Here is a 19,562-nt window from a genome sequence, read left to right on the forward strand (position 1 = left end):
AGTGTTTATAACATAAGGCGAGATTTTCTGCGTTTATCAGATGAACTAGTGATGTAAATTTCACTCGTTTATCTTGCTTCGCTCTTATCGCTATCTGGTTTAGTTTTCTTTGCATATTCCTCCAACCTCTGTTGTATTGGTATTGCAATCCCTATTCCAGTTGCTATATTGCTGATCGCTTCCCCTTGTATGTGGCTTTCCCACACTCTGAGTACTATCAATCAGTCCGACTTCCTTTGTATCTTTCGTCAGTTCTCGTCTTTGTTGACTTGTTCTCACGTACCTTAATAGGAACACAAAGGATCTCCCAAGTTCATTTAGAATCCATCTCAATACATGATACGGCCTAAGATCCCGATAGAGTGAGTGATAACTTGCCTTATCGTTATCCTTCATGCTGTCTTCCACTAGCATGAAAAATGTCGACCTCCATGATGTTGAGGTTTTCGGGACTCAATACCTTCACTTTCGTTGCACCCTGTATTGTCCGTTCCATTAGCTTTGCTACGCTCGTTACCTTACGTAGCATAATGGTCTGTTCTAGGCTGTTGGCTAGACTTTGCCTAGGTTGGATTTTCACCAACTGTGTTCTAAACGCTTCTCTTGGCGCACTAAAACGTCTTCTTCTCTTTCTCTACCTTGTGTATTAAGCTATATATGTAAACAGTGCTTCCGAATTCTTTTTAATTACCATCACATTCTGGTACCATACATCTTACAGAATATAGATGTTGTGAGTAGAGTGTGTTTCTGATACTATTGGAGAACCTTATCTTTGTAGAATTCAAGTATGAATGAAATGAATTTATATGAACCTTAAATCAGTTGTATTATGCATACTAGATGACTGGAGAGATGGAAGGTTAGGAAATGTAATACTATTAGCAATGAAACACCACCCTTTTGTCAAAATATTAGCTATAATTATCCAAAGTACAGTTTATCTGCCTGTGGAACCGATGTTGGATTCTGACCATCTGACTACAGTCAGATAGGTAATTCAGAAGTTGGCCATATCAACATTGGCAGTGGTAAAGTAGTAATGCACAGCCTTCAACATATTAATCAAGAAATAGAAACAATCGGAAGTAATGGAAATCTACAAAACTTTATTGGCAGTCTAAATTTTAAGAATGGCGTGTGCCATATAATGGGGTTGATGTCAGATGGTGGTGTTCATTCGTATCAAAAACATATTTTAACTTTAGCAAATAAAATATCACAATGCGGTATCAAAGTGATAATTCATGCATTTTTAGATGACAGAGACATGTTGAAAAATTCGGGAAAAAATGCATTCAATAATTTGAAGAGAGTATAAAAGGCAACGGGGGTGTAAGGGTTGCTACTGTCTCTTAACATTACCACGCTATGGGCCGTGACAGTATGTGGGAGAGAACAATTGAAGCTTATGAAACTATCGCATTTGCAAAGGCACCACGTCATGACAGTGCGGTTTCATTAATTGATAATAATAATCATCAAGACAACATAACTGATGAATTTATCAGACCTGCAGTAATAGGTGATAATCAAAGTATAAAGCGAGAAGATGGAATGTCATTGGATAATTTCCGTTCTGAACGAATGATACAATTGGCAAGTAATTTGCTCGGTAAAACGGATTACATCGAAGTAGCAAAATTCTCTTCAATTTTAAGTATGATGAAGTATAAAGAAGATCTTCAGATCCCTTATATTTTTCCTCATGAATCTTTTGCTAACACTTTAGGACAGGTAATAGAAGACAATAAATTACGACAATTACGTATTGCCGAAACTGAAAAATACGCTCATGTGACTTTCTTCTTCAATTGTGGCAAAGAAGAACTTTTCCCTGGTGAAGAAAGAATTCTCATCCCTTCACCAAAAGTTAAAACTTATGATTTGCAGCCCGAAATGTCAGCCTTTGAACTCACAGAAAAGCTTGTAAAAAAAATTTATTCCCAAGAATTTGCGCTAGTAGTTGTAAATTACGCTAACCCTGATATGGTGGGACATACAGGCAACATGAAAGCAGCCCAGAAGGCTGTGCTAGCTGCAGACGATTGCCTTGCAAAAGTGCTCAATGCTGTTAAAGAAGTAGGTAACACTGCGCTCATTGTTACTGCAGATCACGGCAATGTTGAGTGTGTGTTTGATGAAGAAAATAACACACCTCACACAGCACACACTTTAAATAAAGTTCCATTCGTTGTATGCTCTGATTCTTGCAACGACATAAAGCTGAAAGATGGACGATTATCCGATATCGCTCCTACTATTTTACAGCTACTTGGAATTAAAAAACCAGACGAAATGACAGGTGGTTCATTGATTGTGTAATTTCTTGTATTACCCTTTGTTATCCTAGCTGGGATAACATTTAACTTAAACTAACTCCGTAAGCGTTAGCTCAATAGACTTCTTGCATAACAAACTTCTGTTAGACAAAAAAAGAAACTCCTTGACAACCCTCACCAACCCTTTTATAATGACAATGAAGCTATTGATTTATCTTCGCAATCTGTGCAGGTTAACGACAAAAAACTTAGGGTATTTGGCGTATCATGTTTAATTTTTTGCACTATGTGCACCTTATGTCTTTGTAAATTTTCTGGGTTTTTACCTATATAAGCTGAAACGCGCTTATAAGTCGTTTAAGACAGTAGAAAACGTCAAATTGACAAGGAGAACGTGAATGACTAGCTACCATAGGGTTTCTTTTGCCTTTTTTCCTGCTTTAGTAAATTTCTTAACGTTAGATTAGTTGCATAAAAGCAGATAAACCCTAGCGTTTAGGATAAAAACGCCGATATTTGAGGTACATAGAAAATAGCCAACCACCACGGGGATTCTTTTGCCTTTTTTTCGATTTAGTAAATTTCTTAATGTTTAGATTAGTTGCAATTATGAAACTGGGTAGAAAGGCAGCACTCTTATGATGTCATTCCAGTGCTTGACACTGGTTCGTAACTTCATAATGTAAATTATTTCAAATTGTATCTATTTGCAAGTATATAAATATAATAATTTTGCATAAAAAATTAGATCCCAGCGTCACGCGCTGGGATGACACCATAGGGACTACCTGAATGATAGGAAGAGGAGTCTACCTAGACGACCCTTATATCTGAACCTGCAAAAACAGATGCCTATGCTTTCCCATGGATTCCCTTTGAAGTTGAATATTGAAAATTAACCGGAGAATTGTGAATTACTTTGTATATATCGTAACAAGCCATAGCGCTTTCGGCAAAACCATTTAGTATCAACTTTAGTTTGCCCAAATAAGTAGCTATATCTCCAATTGCATATATCCTATCTCTACTGGTTCTGAGTGTAGCCTGGTCAACAACTATGCGGCTATGTTCTAACTGTATATCCCAATTGTTTATTGGCCCCAAATTCATTGACAGGCCAAAAAATGGCAATAAAAAATCAGTGGTTATTTCTTTTTCTTCCTTAGAAGCAATGTTTTTTACTATTACCGCATTCAACTGCCCATTATTTCCAGCTAGCTCGTGTAATTGATATGGCACTACAAGCTCTATTTTTCCATTGCTTTCAAGTGATTCTAACTTATTTCTCATTTCGGGAGCGCAACGAAATTCTTTTCTTCGATGTATCACATAAATTTTCTTTGCCACTTTAGAAAGTTCTATAGTCCAATCAGCTGCAGAATCCCCTCCCCCTGCAATGACTATAGTTTTATCCTGAAAATCAGAAATTTTATTTATGCTATAAAATATGGATTTATTTTCATATTCTAATATACCACTAAGGGGCGGGCGGTTGGGTTCAAACACTCCATTGCCTGCAGCAATGATAACAGCTTTGCATTTTACCTCTGTACCTGTATTCGTTATTACAGTAAAACTTTGATTATCGTTATTTGAAATTTTTTCCACCCTTTGACTTAAATGATAAACAGGCTCAAATGGCAAAGCTTGCTCCATCAGCTGTTCAATTAATCTTTGAGCAGTAATTACAGGATAACCAGGTATATCATATATTGGTTTTTCTGGATAAAGAGCAGCACATTGCCCTCCTGCTTGATCTAAAATATCTATTATATGACATCTCATATCAAGCATTCCCGCTTGAAAAGCAGTAAATATTCCAACAGGTCCTGCACCTATTATTACTATGTCAGTTTCCATGTTCTCCATTTAGGTAACAACTTATTTAGATATTAGTTGGCTTTGTTAATAAGGTCAATTTATGAAACAACAAAAGGATACAGTTGTAAGAATCGGGCAAAATCGCAGATTAAGAGAAAATAAATTTTTATGTAATTATAATAATATATTAATTTTAATAGTGAGGTAAATATTATGAGTATTAAAAACGATTTAATAATTAAAGCCACGGCAAACAATAAAGCAAGTGTTGTAAAACAGTCGCTTAATCTACTTAAAAACTATCCAATTCACTCGATATAGGACAAATACACGATAAAGAAGGCAACACTGTATTACACTATGCTGCAAGAAATTCTAATTACGGATTAGTAAGTTTTTTATCAAACATAATATTGATGTCGATTTAAAAAATCAATATGGACAAACTCCATTGGTGTTTGTAATGGGAAATTTTGCATCAAGAGTTGATAACAATCAGAATCTATCTGTAGCTAAATATTTTAATAGAAGGTTTTCCCATGGAGATGACTTGTTGATTATCGGCTCCTTACTAAAATCAGGAGCAAAACTTGATAGGGCAGATTATAATTACTTACTAGGTATCATAGAAGATCAGAAAAATAAGAATGAATATGTACCTTTGTGTGAAAAGATAGAAGAGACTTTAAGTTTAATCTCAGATAAAAATGCGGAACGAGGAGAGAAGTATGTAAGGTATGAAAATTGTGGTTATAATAACAATCTAGAGCATATTTACGATACTCCAGAGTACGGTATTTCAGGTATGATAACAGTAATGATTACATTTCAGAGCATATTTACGAAGAGGTAGATGAATTACGTGTTAATAAAGAAGCATTCAGTAGTAATATGAGTCGTAGTGGTAGTGTATCAAATATTAACAGTGACAACATTTGGTCCAGTTGGGATAATGATGAAAGTGAATGTCAGACGCTTTCAAACCCTCAATCAGATGATGAAAAAGGAAGCAGAACTCCTGAAAGTGGTTACAGATCTGGTAATGATGTAGGCCAACAAAAGTCCAAAATTGCAGCTTTGCCAAACCACCAGCAAAATACAGGAAAGCCATCGATAGCGTCAAAGCCCGCTAATCTACAAACAAGACCTCAGGCTTCTCTTGCACAAAAGAGGCCTGAAAATAAAATATCCAATTCTAACTTCAACAAAGCGTACGATCCTGGCTTGGTTCCAATCAAGCAGCAAATAGCATAACAGAAAGGAGGAAGATGTTTGAAAACAACACACCTTCTACTGTAGTGGAAGACATGATTCTGGACAAGGAAAACAAACCCGTAACCATGTGCAGGAATTGACAAAGATGTTTGAAAATAAAACGTCTTCTAGTTTCAATGGAAGGTATAATTCTGACTTGAGTCTAATAATCCAAGCTCTAAAGTGTCCTCAGGTGCTACAAAAAAAGTCCTAAATAGAAGTAACGTCCTTTCTTGAAGCTCTGCCGTCTAGGTAGCTTGTTTCTTTTTCTGGATTCTAGCGCATTATGCTGGAATCCAGATTTTTTTAAAGCTATAGAAACGGGGCTACAAAAAAAAATTGCTTGACACATTTTTACAGTTCTACTATAAGGTGTTTTAGGGTCCAAAGTCTATCTTCGCTTGCAAGCTTTTCCACTAAATTCAGTAAAAAGTGTACTCTTCAGCGTATGCAGGTGCACATGCATTTCTGTCGTTGCATTTTAGCTGTTTATAGGAGGTTCATCATGTCTACAATTTTGATATCGTTATGTCAGATGGCGCCTTTGTCGTAAAATGGCTAATTTTAGCAAATCCCTGTTATTGTTTTGCACTCCAGTCTTTTTCAAATATTGCAAGTCCCTGATCGGTAAGTGGATGATTAAGTAATTGTCTAAGTACTTTTGCTGGTACAGTAATTGAATCAGCACCAAGCCTTGCAGCTTCTATCACATGCGCTGGGCTTCTCACTGATGCAACGAGAACTTTCGTATCAAAGTCGTAATTAGAATATATAGTGCATATATCTTCTATTAGTGATAAGCCATCATAGCTTATATCATCAAGACGACCAACGAAGGGAGAAATAAAACAAGCACCGGCCTTAGCGGCAAGCAGTGCTTGTCCAGGAGAAAAACATAATGTAATGTTAACAGGTATTTTATGTTCTGTCCACAACTTTTTACAAGAAATTAATCCTTCATGCATAAGAGGTAATTTGATTACGATATTGTCAGCGATTTTCGCTAACTTAAGGCCTTCCTTAACCATATCTTCATGGTTACCTGCAACAACTTCAACACTAACAGGCCCCTTTATAATAGAACATATTTCACCTATTAAATCTTCGTATTTATCTTTACGTCCGGATTTTGCTATTAAAGAAGGATTGGTTGTTATGCCATCAATGAACTCTTTTAGTTCTTTAATTTCATTTAAATCAACGCTATCAAGAAAAATTTCCATACTATTCCTCCATTAACAAACAACGTACGATAAAAACTTACTGACTGAGATAATTCAACTGCATGTTTATCCTTTTGCTCTTCACCGATTCCTCATCATGAATCACATGATCAAAAATCTGAACTTGGTTCGTCATAATGCTACAATTGTTATCTGCAACTTCCAACACACCATTATCAACCACAACTTTTTCTTTTTTTTGATTACTCATTTTAACAGTAATTATACCAGGCAATAAATAAATTAAATAAGGAGAATGGTGAGCTAAAATCATAAGTTCACCTTCTAGCCCATTCATTGAAAGAGAAACTACTCTACTGAATGAAATTTGATTATCAGGAGAAAAAAATTGCACTTTGAAGGTATTCATAATCTTTAATTTTTAGCTCCAACTTTAGTTTCAGCCTCTATTAATTCAGCCTTTTGCATTGCTTCGTCTATATTCCCCACCATATAAAAGGCAGCCTCTGGCAAGTGATCATACTTGCCTTCAACAATCCCTTTAAAGCTAGAAACAGTATCGGAAAGTGAAACAAATTTACCAAGCATGCCAGTAAATATCTCCGCAATGTGAAAAGGTTGAGAAAGAAACTTCTGAATTTTACGAGCCCTATCAACAATAATTTTATCTTCATCAGACAGTTCATCCATACCAAGTATAGCAATAATATCTTGTAGTGACTTATAAGTTTGCAGTATACGTTTTACCTCAGAAGCCACCTTATAATGCTCTTCACCAATGATTTCAGCAGACAAAGACTGAGAAGTTGAATCAAGTGGATCAACAGCAGGATATATTCCCATTTCAGCTATTTGCCTTGACAGTACTGTAGTTGCATCAAGGTGAGAAAACGTAATTGCTGGAGCTGGATCAGTCAAATCATCCGCAGGAACATATATAGCTTGCACAGAAGTAATGGAACCTGAAGTAGTTGAAGCTATTCTCTCTTGCATTGCACCCATATCGGTTGCAAGGGTTGGCTGATAACCAACAGCTGAAGGTATCCTTCCAAGTAAAGCAGAAACTTCAGAACCAGCTTGAGTAAAACGGAAGATATTATCCACAAAAAATAAAACATCTTGATTTTCACGATCACGAAAATACTCTGCCATAGTCAAAGCTGTTAAAGCAACCCTAGCCCTTGCCCCGGGAGGCTCATTCATCTGACCATAAACCAAAACAGCTTGAGATTTTTCATGCTCATTTATATCTATTACATTTGAAGTGATCATCTCGTGATAAAGGTCATTACCTTCACGCGTTCTCTCTCCTACTCCGGCAAACACGGAAAATCCTTTATGAGCTTTTGCTATATTGTTAATTAATTCCATTATCAGAACTGTTTTACCAACACCAGCTCCACCAAATAAACCAATTTTTCCTCCTTTAAGGTAAGGTGCAAGAAGATCTATAACCTTTATTCCCGTAACTAAAACTTCTTCCTGTATCCTCTGCTCAGTAAAACTTGGAGGCGCTCTGTGTATAGGTTCTAAATCATGCTTTCCTTTCAGCGGACCACACTCATCTATAAGCTCTCCTACAACATTAAAGATTCTCCCTAAAGTTGAACGTCCAACTGGAACTGATATTGGCGCACCTGTATCAACAAACTCATCATTTCTTGATACACCATCTGTGCTATCCATTGCAATACAACGGACTATACTGTCACCTATATGCTGTGAAACTTCTAAAACCAGCTCCTTGCCCTTATATTTTAGTTTACTTTTCAAAGCATTAAATATTTTAGGTACTTCGCCTTCAAATTTTAAATCAATAACCGCTTGAGTTACCTTAACCGTTCTACCTACATTCATCTTTTTACTTTTATCACCCAACACTACAATTTTATAAAAAAGTTCCCAAAGAACTCCTAAAGAAAATAAATCTTATATTATTAATAGAAATTTTGCAACATTAAAACGTTCACTAATTACGCTTTATTATAAACAATGCAAATGCATTCAACAGCCAAGTAATAATAAACAGCACTAAACTAAGCGCATAAGCAGCTAGTGTTTGCACACTATTGAAATCCTGATCCCCAGTAAGTAGTGTAGCAATCTGTACAGTAATAGTAGTGACTGAATTGAGAGGATTGAAAGTTAAGTTTGAGTTGATTCCCACAGCCATCAGCACGATCATTGTTTCACCTATCACTCTCGAAACTGACAATAAAATTGCACTTAAAATTGTAGGCATTGCATAAGGTATTGTTATGTGCCATATAGTTTCCGCCGGAGTTGCCCCCAATGCCATAAAGCCATAACGCAGGCTCTTTGGAACAGACCTGATTGCATCCTCTAATAAAGAAATAATAAAAGGAAGAATCATTATTCCAATCGATAAACCAGCAACCAAAGCACTCTCTGAGTGTATATTTAAACCAAAAAAACTCGCTATCCTTTTCACAGAGGAAGATAAAAACACAACCGAGAAATACCCATATACAACTGTAGGAACAGCAGATAAAACTTGCAAGGTTGTGTTAACAATGTAACGCACTTTCCCACTCGCATATTCACTAATATATATTGCAGAAAATAAACCAAGCGGAACAGCAACCAGCATTGCTACAATAGTTATAACTAATGTGCCAGCCAAAAGTGGAGTTATGCCGAAACATCCTATCTTCTCTTCACCAATCGTTACTACATTATGGCTCCACTTTAAGCAGAACAAGAATTCCGAAATAGTCACTTCTTTAAAAAAATTAACAGATTGAGTAAGAATAGATAACATTATAAATAAAGTGATAAAAAACGACATGGCCAGAGCCACAAATAATAAAAATTTGATTATCTTATTCCTTTTGCTTCTAAAGATAAAAGCAAACATGAAAAAAAGTAATGATATAGCAATAGAAGTTACCAAATAATTGTCACAGAGTATTAATGACCAAGTTAATATCCATATACAACTAAGATATAAATAGGATTTAACCTTATCTACTTGTCGAAACTTACTAAAGCAAAACAAAAGAATTAGTAGTACCGGTATGAAAAGGATTACTGTCAACGAATTCATCTACTCATATATCGAATCTTATTTTATGAGAATATAATCTTTATGAGCATTCAATATATATAATGCAACCACCATTTGACAACAAAGTAAAATAATTTAAAATAACTAATTATATTTATAAAAACAATGAAGAGAACATTTCAACCAAAAAATTTGATAAGGAAACGCAGGCACGGCTTCCGTTTACGTATGACAACAAGAGCTGGAAGGAAAATCCTCAATAAGCGTCGCTCATTAGGATGCAAAAAATTATGCGCATAGTGAGCATAAAAAAAAAGATTTTTCATTTGCTTTTAAAAATAAGCTAGCACCTGGTAGTCTTTTTTATCGTGGGCTCTACATATCATTATATGCCATAAAAGAGAGAGAGCCCGAAAAGTATATTTACACTATTAGAACAGGTCTAGTTATCAGCAAAAAAGTCGGAAAAGCAGCAAAAAGAAACAAAATCAAAAGACGATTACGAGCACTTGCTAAAGTCAACATCTTAAATACAAGCAATATAGGACACTACTATATAATAATCACTCATAGAAATATTATACAAGCAAGTTATAAAAACTTACAGAAAGATCTAACTATTTGCTTAAAAAAAATAAAATAAATCTCAATTAAGGTATTTACAACTATATTATTTATGATAACATAAGTAAAATTTTTAAAAATAATTAATGGGTGTGGTGAATGGTGGAGTATAACAACACAGGCTTTGGTGAGATGTATCAATCTTTATTCCTCCCTAAAAAAACAGGAACAGACTGGAGGTCAGCATTCCGTCAACAAGAAGAATTATTAAAAAAGGCGGAAAGTAATGTAACATTATCAGAAATTAATAATTCTCCTTTAAAAGAAAGTAAACTAGGAAAGGTAGGAACAATATTAAATGATATAAAAAAAGATCAAAGACACATAAGAGAAAAAAGACAGCATGGTTAAAGTAAACAATAACAGTAAAAGAAGGAAGTTAAAAAACACTCACTATTTATAATCAATAAAGAAATTTTTATAAACTTGGCAGCGACCTACTCTCCCTTTTCAAGTACCATCAGCGCTAAAAAGTTTCACTTCCGAGTTCGGGATGGGATCGGGTGGTTCATTTTTGCCATAGCCACCAAGTCAATAAAAATTTCTAACTTAACAATTTTAACTTAATATTTAACACTGCATACACACATATAGAAAGCAAATAAATCAATCAGGCTATTAGTACTAGTTAGCTTCACATGTTACCATGCTTCCACACCTAGCCTATCAACGTGGTAGTCTTCCACGGCCTTAATTGGGAAATCTTTTTGAAGAGGGTTTCTTGCTTATATGCTTTCAGCAATTATCCCATCTATACATAGCCACCCAGCGATGCTATTGGCATAACAGCTGGTACACCAGAGGTATATCCATCTCGGTCCTCTCGTACTAGAGTCAGATCTTCTCAAATTTCCTTCACCCACGGCAGATAGAAACCGAACTGTCTCACGACGTTCTAAACCCAACTCACGTATCACTTTAATCGGCGAACAGCCGAACCCTTGGGACCTTCTCCAGCCCCAGGATGTGATGAGTCGACATCGAGGTGCCAAACGGTGTCGTCGATATGAACTCTTGAACACCATCAGCCTGTTATCCCCGGCGTACCTTTTATCCGTTGAGCGATGACCCTTCCATACAGAATCACCGGATCACTATGACCGACTTTCGTCTCTGCTTGGCTTGTCAGCCTCGCAGTCAGGCAAGCTTATGCCATTATACTATCAAGCTGATTTCCGACCAGCTCTAGCTTACCTTCGCACGCCTCCGTTACTCTTTAGGAGGCGACCGCCCCAGTCAAACTACCCACCATACAATGTCCTAGTTCCAGATAATGAAACATAGTTAGATATCAAAAGTGTAAGGGGTGGTATCTCAAAGTTGACTCCATTATAGCTAGCGCCATAACTTCAAAGTCTCCCACCTATCCTGCACATCACACTTTTAATAGCAATGTAAAGCTATAGTAAAGGTGCACGGGGTCTCTTCGTCTAACCGCGGGTACCCCGCATCTGCACGGGGAATTCAATTTCGCTGAAGTGATGTTGGAGACAGTGGAGAAATCGTTACGCCATTCGTGCGGGTCGGAACTTACCCGACAAGGAATTTCGCTACCTTAGGACCGTCAGTGTTACGGCCGCCGTTTACTGGGGCTTCAATTTAGAGCTTGCACCCCTCCTATTAACCTTCCAGCACCGGGCAGGCGTCAGACCCTATACTTCCACTTACGTGTTTGCAGAGTCCTGTGTTTTTAGTAAACAGTCGCTACTCCCTATTTTGTGCCACCTACTCATAGTTGCCTAAAAGCAGGCTACCCTTCTCCCGAAGTTACAGGTACAATTTGCCGAGTTCCTTCAACATCATTCTTTCAACACCTTAGTATACTCTACTCATCCACCAGTGTCGGTTTACGGTACGGCCTCATAAATATAAGTGCTATTTCCTGGAGCTTCTTTTAAGCATAGGTCAATCCAATAAGACCTATACAAATACGAAACCCGTCACACTTAAGAGGTTCAGGAATATTAACCTGATTGCCATCGACTACTCCTTTACGGACTCGCCTTAGGAACCGACTAACCCTACGCAGATTAACTTAACGTAGGAACCCTTAGATTTTTGGTGAGAGTGTTTTTCACACTCTTTTACGCTACTTATGTCAGCATTCTCACTTCTGATATCTCCAGCAGTTTTCACAAACCACCTTCACAGACTTACAGAACGCTCCGCTACCGCACCTATTGACCGAATCAATAAGCACTCACATCTTCGGTATACAGCTTTAGCCCCGGTACATTTTCAGCGCAGAAAAACTTATTTAGACAAGTGAGCTGTTACGCTTTCTTTAAAGGATGGCTGCTTCCAAGCCAACCTCCTAGCTGTAATGGTTTTTCTACTTCCTTCCCCACTTAGCTGTAATTTTGGGACCTTAGATAGTGATCTGGGTTGTTTCCCTTTTCACCACGGACTTAGCACCCGCAGTGTGTCTGTTGTATAATTAACTATTGGTATTCGGAGTTTAGTTAGATTTGGTAAGACGGTGAGTCCCCCTAGTCTATCCAGTGCTCTACCCCCAACAGCATACATACAACGCTCTACCTAAATAGATTTCGCGGAGAACCAGCTATTTCCAAGTTTGATTGGCCTTTCACCCCTAATCACAACTCATCCAATAATGTTGCAACATTAACTGGTTCGATCCTCCAGTGTGTTTTACCACACCTTCAATCTGGTCATGACTAGATCACTTGGTTTCGGGTCTAATCCATAAAACTAAAACGCCCTATTCAGACTTGCTTTCGCTACGCTTACACCTAACGGCTTAAGCTTGCTTTATAGATTAACTCGCTGACCCATTATGCAAAAGGTACGCTGTCACTCTAATGTAAATCTACTACGAGATTGCTCTCGTAGAAAAAACATAGAGCTCCAACTGTTTGTAAGCACTTGATTTCAGATTCTATTTCACTCCCCTCCCGGGGTTCTTTTCACCTTTCCCTCACGGTACTTGTCCACTATCGGTCGTTAAGGAGTATTTAGGCTTGGAGAATGGTCCCCCCACATTCAAACAGGGTTTCACGTGCCCCGCTCTACTCAAGGATTTAAAAACTTTCTACTTATACAGGACTATCACCTTCTATGGTTACTATTTCCAGAGTATTCTAATTCTTATTTTTAAACCACTAGCCTTTTCCGCTTTCGCTCGTCACTACTAACAGAATCTCAGTTGATTTCTTTTCCTTTGGTTACTTAGATATTTCAGTTCACCAAGTTTGCTTCACATATTGACTTAATATGTAATAACTAGCTAAGCTAGTTGGGTTTCCCCATTCGGAAATCCGCGGATCAAAATTTGTTGACAATTCCCCGCAGCTTATCGCAGCCTGCCACGTCCTTCATCGCCTCTTAACGCCAAGGCATCCATCAAGTGCTCTTAATAACTTATTTACTCGACTATATGCAGAATATGCAGAGTTAAATATTATTGAAATTAAATTGAGATTAAATTAATCTCTACCATAAAACTTGTCAAACATCTCAAAACTAAATTAGCTTCTTACATGTTATAAACTGACAAGTGATATGTCAACGCTTTTTTACACAAAATATTTACTTACACTGGTAAAATAATAATATACTTGTAATCCCAAGTAAGTAAAACTTATAATCTAGATAAGTGTTAAAGCAGAGTCATATACAATAAAGATAAATGAAAAAAATATTTCATGGTGTAAAATGCTTTAAAAATCGAGTCTATTTAAAAATGATAGTAACATCCAAGGGTACTTAAGATATGAAAGGCAATTTATCCTTTATAAATGTTATTTTAAGTTTTATGCGTAAATTAATCAGCATGCTTAACATTAAGAAAGCCAAACAATTCGCTGCAAATAAATATAACGCTCTTTATAAGAAAACAACATCATTTCTCGAAAAGTTCAAAAATTTATTAAACACCAACATTGAAATTGGTTTATACCACTTCTATAAGGGCAATATATCAGATGCGAAGTTACGATTTTGGTTAATCAGCATATTTTATTCTAATTTACCTATAGTTTGGTATAACATCGGAAGATGTCATTTTGCAATGGGAAATACTAACAAAGCTTACACTTATTTAACGAAGACATTAAAACTAGACAATAATTATGAAGAAGCGTCTTACTACATAAAAAAAATGACAAACTTAGCACCCATTACAAAATTGCCCAAGAACCTCATAAAACAATATTTTGATTACACTGGCGAGTATTTTGTCGAGCATTGGTTAATCGCTAAACAATACAGAGGGCATGAGCTTATATACATGTTAACTACAAAAATCTTTAGCAACGCAACTTCTGCACTTAACATACTTGATCTCGGTTGTGGAACTGGAATATGTGGTCATTTTTTAAAAATATACAATATTGGAAATTGCATAACAGGAGTTGACATTTCAAATAGAATGCTAAATATTGCTAGAGGATGCTTTATAAAGGGTAAACCTGTTTACAATGAGTTAATACACATGGAAATGACAGATTTTCTTAAACAAGAAAGAAACCATTCGTATGACGTCATTATTTTTGCTGAAGTGTTACATTACTTACATGACTTTCAAGCAGAATTGGAGCTAGCAAAAAGATCTATGAGTAAAAAAGGAGTAATCATATGCTTAATAAGAAGAAAGGAAGGTGAAGGTATTGACTTCGTAAATAGAGGAGATCACTTTCGTCACTCAGAAAGTTATGTACGATGCGTTGCAAAAGAAATAAATATGCAAATAAGTTATATGAGCTATTGTAAGATATATGGAAGTCAAGTTGATGGTATCTTGTTCGCATTACAGCATCCAAAAAAAAATCGAAAAGCTTAACTTAAAGGCCACTATTTCTCAAAACAGTGTCCATATATAATGAAATATAAAGAGGAATTTATGAATAATATTACTATCAATCACGAAAAAAACGTTAAATTGACCGATTTTGGAAAAGCAGTTTTATCGGACAGATATTTGATAGAAAATGAAAGTTACCAAGATCTCTTCACACGTATTGCCAGCTACTACTCTGATAATAAAGAGCACGCACAGCGTCTTTATGATTACATGAGCAATTTGTGGTTCATGCCTTCAACACCAATACTTAGTAATGGTGGCACCAATAGAGGGTTGCCCATTTCTTGTTTTCTTAATGAAACTGAAGACAGCCTGCAGGGAATAGTCGATTTATGGAATGAAAATGTCTGGCTCGCCGCACGTGGAGGAGGCATAGGTAGTTATTGGGGAAATCTACGTTCAATTGGTGAAAGTGTAAAAGGTAGCGGTAAAACATCAGGAATTGTGCCATTTATTGTAGTACAAAACGCCCTAACGCTTGCAATCAGCCAAGGATCCTTAAGAAGAGGAAGCTCGGCAGTTTATCTCCCTGTATCCCATCCAGAGATAGAAGAGTTTCTTGATATACGCAAGCCAACAGGAGGTGACCCAAATCGTAAAGCATTAAATATACATCATGCTGTAATAGTAAACGATGAATTCATGCAAGCTGTTGAAAAAGACCTGGAATGGGATTTAATTAGCCCTCACAATAACAAAGTTATCTCAACCGTTAAAGCACGTGATATATGGATTAAAATATTAACAGCAAGAATTGAGACTGGAGAACCTTACATTATTTTTCTCGACCCAATAAATAACAATAAGCCAGAATCTTACAAAAAACTCAATTTAGACATTAAAATGTCAAATCTATGCAGTGAAATCACTTTGACCACAGGTTATGATCATCTAAACAAACCACGCACTGCTGTGTGTTGTCTATCATCAGTGAATCTTGAATACTACGAAGAATGGAAAGATAATGCACTCTTCATAGAAGACATAATGCGTTTTCTTGATAATGTATTAGAGGATTTCATAAATAAAGCACCTGACGAAATACAGCGAGCAAAATACTCCGCAATAAGAGAACGTAGTATAGGTCTTGGTGTGATGGGCTTTCACTCATTTTTACAAAGTAAAATGGTTCCTTTTGAATCAGTAATAGCACAACAGTGGAATAAAAAAATATTCAAGTACCTACGCAAGCAAGCAGATATGGTCTCTAAAAAATTAGCAGAAGAAAAGGGAGCATGCCTTGACGGTAAAGAAATTAATCTAATGGAAAGGTTTACACATAAGCTCGCTATTGCTCCAACTGCTTCAATTTCCATTATTGCAGGTAATACTTCCCCTGGAATAGAACCATATGCTGCAAATGTATTTATACAAAAGTCACTAACAGGTTCATTCGTAGTGCGGAACAAATTCTTGCAAAAATTATTAGCAGAGAAAAATCAAGACAATGATAAAGTATGGTCTTCAATTTCGACAAATGAAGGTTCTGTACAACACCTAGATTTCCTTAGCGAGCACGAAAAATTAACATTTAAAACAGCGTACGAACTTGATCAAAGATGGATTATAGAACATGCAAGTGATAGAACTCCATAAATTTGTTCCTGCCTGCCAATGTACATAAACGTTATTTGCACAAAATACACATGCTTGCGTGGAAAAAAGGCCTGAAAAGTTTATATTACTGCAGATCACAATCAATGCAGAGAGCCGACAAAGTTTCACATGACATATTCAAAAAAAGTGAAATATTGCAGCAAAAAACAGATATCGATTATGATGAGTGTTTGTCATGTCAATAGATGCTACATAAAAATTCTGATGAATTTCTAAAATCCATTTCAAGAGACAAACGCATAATGTGCCTTGACATGGGAGGAAAGCGAATAGGCATAGCATTCAGTGATAAAACGCAGCTCATAACGTGTATAACAGAAAAAATATAAACAAAGATTTAGGTAATCTAAACAGAATATTCGAAGAAAATGAAGCTGGGTTAATACTAATAGGGCTACCACTGGAAACAGATGAACAAAGAAGTGAATGGTGCGAGACCATAATCCAGTTCGCAAACAGAATGATAAAAAAATATAAGGTAAGTATATATTTACAAGATGAAAGCTTGTCAACATTCATTGCAACTCATACATTAAAGATTACTGGAGTATCAACCAAAAAATCGAAAAAAATAGATGATAAAATTTCCGCATGTATTATTCTGCAACGAACGCTAGATAAGATAAATGCAATCAAATAGTTTTCTTAAGATGAGCAACTATAGCTAACACAAGAAAGCACGTCACACCGCCGCGGTATCTAGAGATACCGCTAACAAGTAGCGGGATGACGGTAAACCTAAGTTTGTTCAGCTATATTAGTAGCAACACCTAGTTTGTGCACATTTGGGTTATCAGTCACTGAGTTTGGTTTTGACACCGCATACGTAATACCATAAGTAACAAATGCAACTGTTACTGCAGCAGCTACAGCTATGCCAACTATAGCTAATACTGGTAATTGAGTACCAACACCACATCCAACACCAACTGCCAATGCAGCTATAACACCACAAATGCTACCAGTTTTCATTGCTTTATCAATTGTCATGCTAGTTTCAACCTTATAAATTTTGTCCAGCATATCATTATCTCTATCTCTTTTAAAAATAGCTTTTACTTCTTCCATTAGCTGCTTTCCCATACCTTTTCTTCTATAATCAGAGTGCACCCAAAGCAAGTCAGTGTAAATTGAACCATAGATAACAAAACCGCTACAACCTGCAATAATTTGTTCAGTATCATCGCGAATAAAAAAAGCAAATGGGTTACACGTACCTTTATCAATGGTTTCCTCATTGATTTTTCTAGACAAATATTCAATGTCTTTACTATTTGGAGATATAGTGTGGTCAATTTTCACCTTTAGCTCCTCCATTCAAAGCACTCAAATTGACCAAATGTAAGAAATCCCAAGCGTTCATAGATTCGATATCCTGAGTCACTTGATGCAGAGAGAGTTGCATACCTTGTACCGATTTTTCTAGCAGTATCCATAAGGTGGATCATCATTTCAGTGCCATACCCAAGCCCTCTTTTATTTTCCCCTGTTACCAAGCTAAAAATACCGGCTGTGTCACCAGAAATGAAAAGAATAGCAATTACAACGGGAATATCGTTTTCATATCCAACAAACAATTTTTCTTGTTGATTTAGTAGTGGTTCTGTGAGCTTTTCGTAAAAGCTACGTGCCGTTGTATCATATGTTTCAAGAACTTTGATAAAATGCTCAAGTCGATCTCGATTCAATACCTGATCTATTTTGATGAGTTGATTGGCGCTACTTTCAAAATTAGTTAGATCACATAACATAGCACGTTCTTCAGTTTCGGTGATGAAGCCGTGCTCCAGCAATTTTCTGCTTAATATTTTTGACTCAATTATCCACCATGCAAAGGGCTGACCTTCAAATTCGTTTACAATATTTTGAACTTTTTCTGTATAGCAGTTACCACAAACGATATTAAACATTGAAGATCCAAGTCCACAGTTAATTATCGTAAGATTCTGGTCTGTTTTTACATTAAAACCTGCAGCTTCAGGCAGATATCTGAAGTGACCGAAGGTATTTTGCTTAATTTTCTCTAGCATATTCTTCTATAAAATTGCAAGACTATCTAATACCGCACACTAATTTCTCTCTTTATCTTATATAAATTAATTAAGTAAAGCGAATACAGTATCCACACTACTAAAAAAAATGTGGCATAAAACATAAACATTACAATGAGTGGCAACAGCAAAGAACTTTCTATTGCTATTCCACCTTTTCTTAGAATGCTCGCTGGCTGATGGAGAGTAGACCATAAATTCACAGAAAATTTTACTATGGGAATATTTATAGCACTAAAAATGGCAAATACTGCTGCTGATTTTTCTGCTCTCGCTTCATTATCAAAAGCGCTCCACAATGAAAGGTAGCCAACATATAGGAAAAATAAAATTAGCATTGAAGTAAGCCTTGCATCCCATACCCACCAAGTGCCCCAGGTTCCTTTTCCCCAGATGCTGCCTGTGATTAAGCATATTGCAGAAAAGACTGTCCCTGCAGGAGCAGCAGCATGTGCCAAGACACTAGCAACGCTATTGTTCCACACCAATGAAATGAAACTGAGTGATGCAATGAGTCCATATATTCCAAGAGCAAGCCATGCAGAAGGCACATGAATGTACATAATTCGTACAATTTCTCCTTGTTTATAATCTTCTGGGGAGAAGAATAATGCCAAGAACATTCCAATTAAAAAATATGCGAAACAAATAACCCCAAGCCAAGGTAGTGCTTTTTTAGAAAAAGAAGTGAAATTTGTAGGATTTAATAAAAACATTTGTTTTGAGAATAATTGTGTTAAGAATTTACCAATTAGTTTGAGTTTTATCAATAGTCTATGTGACCTTACCCAGAAAAAGTGGAGAGCAAGGAAGTTTTTATGGGTTTTCTAAATTTTGTTGGGGGCTCTTGTATGGCTTCTCTAAAATTTTGTCCACAGA

Annotated in this window: 16 protein-coding genes, 2 rRNA genes and 4 pseudogenes; 10 read left to right on the forward strand and 12 right to left on the reverse strand. The window is 36.3% G+C overall.

Annotation, left to right across the window (positions count from 1 at the left end; translation table 11 throughout):
• Nucleotides 1-99 precede the first annotated feature (99 nt).
• Nucleotides 100-396 (reverse strand): hypothetical protein, encoded by a 297-nt coding sequence (locus HET73_RS01465; protein WP_174133916.1) that lies wholly within the window; start codon nt 394-396, stop codon nt 100-102.
• Nucleotides 386-583, reverse strand: coding sequence for a hypothetical protein (locus tag HET73_RS01470; protein WP_174133917.1), 198 nt, complete (start codon nt 581-583; stop codon nt 386-388). Before HET73_RS01470 ends, HET73_RS01465 begins: the two co-directional genes overlap by 11 nt.
• A 226-nt stretch (nt 584-809) precedes the next feature.
• Between HET73_RS01470 and gpmI the strand changes: the two are divergent.
• Nucleotides 810-2,369, forward strand: a pseudogene (gene gpmI, locus HET73_RS01475) (2,3-bisphosphoglycerate-independent phosphoglycerate mutase).
• A 765-nt stretch (nt 2,370-3,134) separates the two neighbouring features.
• Here the strand turns inward: gpmI and HET73_RS01480 are convergent.
• Nucleotides 3,135-4,142 carry an NAD(P)/FAD-dependent oxidoreductase gene (locus tag HET73_RS01480; protein ID WP_174132659.1) on the reverse strand — a complete coding sequence of 336 codons (1,008 nt, stop codon included), beginning with the start codon at nt 4,140-4,142 and terminating at the stop codon, nt 3,135-3,137.
• Between the two features lie 287 nt (nt 4,143-4,429).
• Between HET73_RS01480 and HET73_RS09625 the strand changes: the two genes are divergently transcribed.
• The 3 genes from HET73_RS09625 to HET73_RS01495 are packed head-to-tail and all read left to right on the forward strand — an operon-like array spanning nt 4,430 to nt 5,357.
• Entirely contained in the window at nt 4,430-4,531 is a 102-nt protein-coding gene (locus HET73_RS09625; protein WP_369333895.1) for an ankyrin repeat domain-containing protein, read from the forward strand.
• Between the two features lie 35 nt (nt 4,532-4,566).
• Complete coding sequence (locus tag HET73_RS01490; RefSeq protein WP_174133918.1) at nt 4,567-4,956, forward strand: hypothetical protein; 390 nt, start codon at nt 4,567-4,569, stop codon at nt 4,954-4,956.
• Between the two features lie 38 nt (nt 4,957-4,994).
• A complete protein-coding gene (locus HET73_RS01495) occupies nt 4,995-5,357 on the forward strand; it encodes a hypothetical protein (protein ID WP_174133919.1) in 363 nt (120 codons plus the stop codon).
• Between the two features lie 578 nt (nt 5,358-5,935).
• Here HET73_RS01495 and fsa read toward each other — a convergent pair.
• From fsa to pstC, 4 genes are all read right to left on the reverse strand, one after another.
• Nucleotides 5,936-6,580 carry a fructose-6-phosphate aldolase gene (fsa, locus tag HET73_RS01500; protein WP_174132661.1) on the reverse strand — a complete coding sequence of 215 codons (645 nt, stop codon included), beginning with the start codon at nt 6,578-6,580 and terminating at the stop codon, nt 5,936-5,938.
• A 37-nt stretch (nt 6,581-6,617) separates the two neighbouring features.
• Complete coding sequence (locus HET73_RS01505) at nt 6,618-6,950, reverse strand: F0F1 ATP synthase subunit epsilon (protein WP_174132662.1); 333 nt, start codon at nt 6,948-6,950, stop codon at nt 6,618-6,620.
• Between the two features lie 5 nt (nt 6,951-6,955).
• Nucleotides 6,956-8,398, reverse strand: a complete 1,443-nt coding sequence (gene atpD, locus HET73_RS01510; RefSeq protein WP_174132663.1) for a F0F1 ATP synthase subunit beta — start codon at nt 8,396-8,398, stop codon at nt 6,956-6,958.
• Nucleotides 8,399-8,510: 112 nt separating this feature from the next.
• Nucleotides 8,511-9,608 (reverse strand): phosphate ABC transporter permease subunit PstC, encoded by a 1,098-nt coding sequence (pstC, locus tag HET73_RS01515; protein ID WP_174132664.1) that lies wholly within the window; start codon nt 9,606-9,608, stop codon nt 8,511-8,513.
• A gap of 126 nt (nt 9,609-9,734) precedes the next feature.
• Between pstC and rpmH the strand changes: the two genes are divergently transcribed.
• From rpmH to HET73_RS01530, 3 genes and pseudogenes are all read left to right on the forward strand, one after another.
• Nucleotides 9,735-9,869 (forward strand): 50S ribosomal protein L34, encoded by a 135-nt coding sequence (gene rpmH / locus HET73_RS01520; RefSeq protein ID WP_174132665.1) that lies wholly within the window; start codon nt 9,735-9,737, stop codon nt 9,867-9,869.
• A gap of 19 nt (nt 9,870-9,888) precedes the next feature.
• Nucleotides 9,889-10,212 (forward strand): annotated as a pseudogene (gene rnpA, locus HET73_RS07795) (ribonuclease P protein component); the annotation flags it as partial.
• An 80-nt stretch (nt 10,213-10,292) separates the two neighbouring features.
• On the forward strand, nt 10,293-10,544 hold the full coding sequence (locus tag HET73_RS01530; protein ID WP_174132666.1) for a hypothetical protein: 252 nt from the start codon (nt 10,293-10,295) through the stop codon (nt 10,542-10,544).
• Nucleotides 10,545-10,617: 73 nt separating this feature from the next.
• Here HET73_RS01530 and rrf read toward each other — a convergent pair.
• Together rrf and HET73_RS01540 are read right to left on the reverse strand one after the other, a co-directional pair.
• Nucleotides 10,618-10,724 (reverse strand): 5S ribosomal RNA (gene rrf / locus HET73_RS01535).
• A 66-nt stretch (nt 10,725-10,790) separates the two neighbouring features.
• A 23S ribosomal RNA gene (locus HET73_RS01540) occupies nt 10,791-13,580 on the reverse strand.
• 346 nt (nt 13,581-13,926) lie between these two features.
• Here HET73_RS01540 and HET73_RS01545 point away from each other — a divergent pair.
• From HET73_RS01545 to ruvX, 3 genes and pseudogenes are all read left to right on the forward strand, one after another.
• Complete coding sequence (locus HET73_RS01545; RefSeq protein WP_174133920.1) at nt 13,927-14,994, forward strand: methyltransferase; 1,068 nt, start codon at nt 13,927-13,929, stop codon at nt 14,992-14,994.
• 60 nt (nt 14,995-15,054) lie between these two features.
• Nucleotides 15,055-16,817, forward strand: a pseudogene (locus HET73_RS01550) (ribonucleoside-diphosphate reductase subunit alpha).
• Nucleotides 16,818-17,272, forward strand: a pseudogene (ruvX, locus tag HET73_RS01555) (Holliday junction resolvase RuvX).
• Nucleotides 17,273-17,370: 98 nt separating this feature from the next.
• On the opposite strand, the gene HET73_RS07800 reads toward ruvX, so the two are convergent.
• The 3 genes from HET73_RS07800 to ccmC are packed head-to-tail and all read right to left on the reverse strand — an operon-like array spanning nt 17,371 to nt 19,399.
• Nucleotides 17,371-17,949: a GNAT family N-acetyltransferase gene (locus HET73_RS07800; RefSeq protein WP_246209739.1), complete on the reverse strand. Its 579-nt coding sequence runs from the start codon at nt 17,947-17,949 to the stop codon at nt 17,371-17,373.
• Nucleotides 17,937-18,662 carry a GNAT family N-acetyltransferase gene (locus HET73_RS01565; protein ID WP_174132668.1) on the reverse strand — a complete coding sequence of 242 codons (726 nt, stop codon included), beginning with the start codon at nt 18,660-18,662 and terminating at the stop codon, nt 17,937-17,939. The genes HET73_RS07800 and HET73_RS01565 overlap by 13 nt, the downstream gene beginning before the upstream one ends.
• A gap of 26 nt (nt 18,663-18,688) precedes the next feature.
• Entirely contained in the window at nt 18,689-19,399 is a 711-nt protein-coding gene (gene ccmC, locus HET73_RS01570; RefSeq protein WP_174132669.1) for a heme ABC transporter permease CcmC, read from the reverse strand.
• Between the last annotated feature and the right edge of the window lie 163 nt (nt 19,400-19,562).

The sequence above is a fragment of the Wolbachia endosymbiont of Atemnus politus genome (assembly GCF_013309895.1).

Excerpts from the sequence above, each read along its gene's own strand:
- HET73_RS01495 (WP_174133919.1), top strand. The coding sequence starts at position 4,995 with ATGAGTCGTAGTGGTAGTGTATCAAATATTAACAGTGACAACATTTGG.
- HET73_RS01490 (WP_174133918.1), top strand. The coding sequence starts at position 4,567 with ATGGGAAATTTTGCATCAAGAGTTGATAACAATCAGAATCTATCTGTA.
- HET73_RS01545 (WP_174133920.1), top strand. The coding sequence starts at position 13,927 with ATGAAAGGCAATTTATCCTTTATAAATGTTATTTTAAGTTTTATGCGT.
- HET73_RS01505 (WP_174132662.1), bottom strand. The coding sequence starts at position 6,950 with ATGAATACCTTCAAAGTGCAATTTTTTTCTCCTGATAATCAAATTTCA.
- fsa (WP_174132661.1), bottom strand. The coding sequence starts at position 6,580 with ATGGAAATTTTTCTTGATAGCGTTGATTTAAATGAAATTAAAGAACTA.
- ccmC (WP_174132669.1), bottom strand. The coding sequence starts at position 19,399 with ATGTTTTTATTAAATCCTACAAATTTCACTTCTTTTTCTAAAAAAGCA.
- HET73_RS01565 (WP_174132668.1), bottom strand. The coding sequence starts at position 18,662 with ATGCTAGAGAAAATTAAGCAAAATACCTTCGGTCACTTCAGATATCTG.
- HET73_RS07800 (WP_246209739.1), bottom strand. The coding sequence starts at position 17,949 with ATGGAGGAGCTAAAGGTGAAAATTGACCACACTATATCTCCAAATAGT.
- pstC (WP_174132664.1), bottom strand. The coding sequence starts at position 9,608 with ATGAATTCGTTGACAGTAATCCTTTTCATACCGGTACTACTAATTCTT.
- atpD (WP_174132663.1), bottom strand. The coding sequence starts at position 8,398 with ATGAATGTAGGTAGAACGGTTAAGGTAACTCAAGCGGTTATTGATTTA.
- HET73_RS01480 (WP_174132659.1), bottom strand. The coding sequence starts at position 4,142 with ATGGAAACTGACATAGTAATAATAGGTGCAGGACCTGTTGGAATATTT.
- HET73_RS01465 (WP_174133916.1), bottom strand. The coding sequence starts at position 396 with ATGAAGGATAACGATAAGGCAAGTTATCACTCACTCTATCGGGATCTT.
- HET73_RS01530 (WP_174132666.1), top strand. The coding sequence starts at position 10,293 with ATGGTGGAGTATAACAACACAGGCTTTGGTGAGATGTATCAATCTTTA.
- rpmH (WP_174132665.1), top strand. The coding sequence starts at position 9,735 with ATGAAGAGAACATTTCAACCAAAAAATTTGATAAGGAAACGCAGGCAC.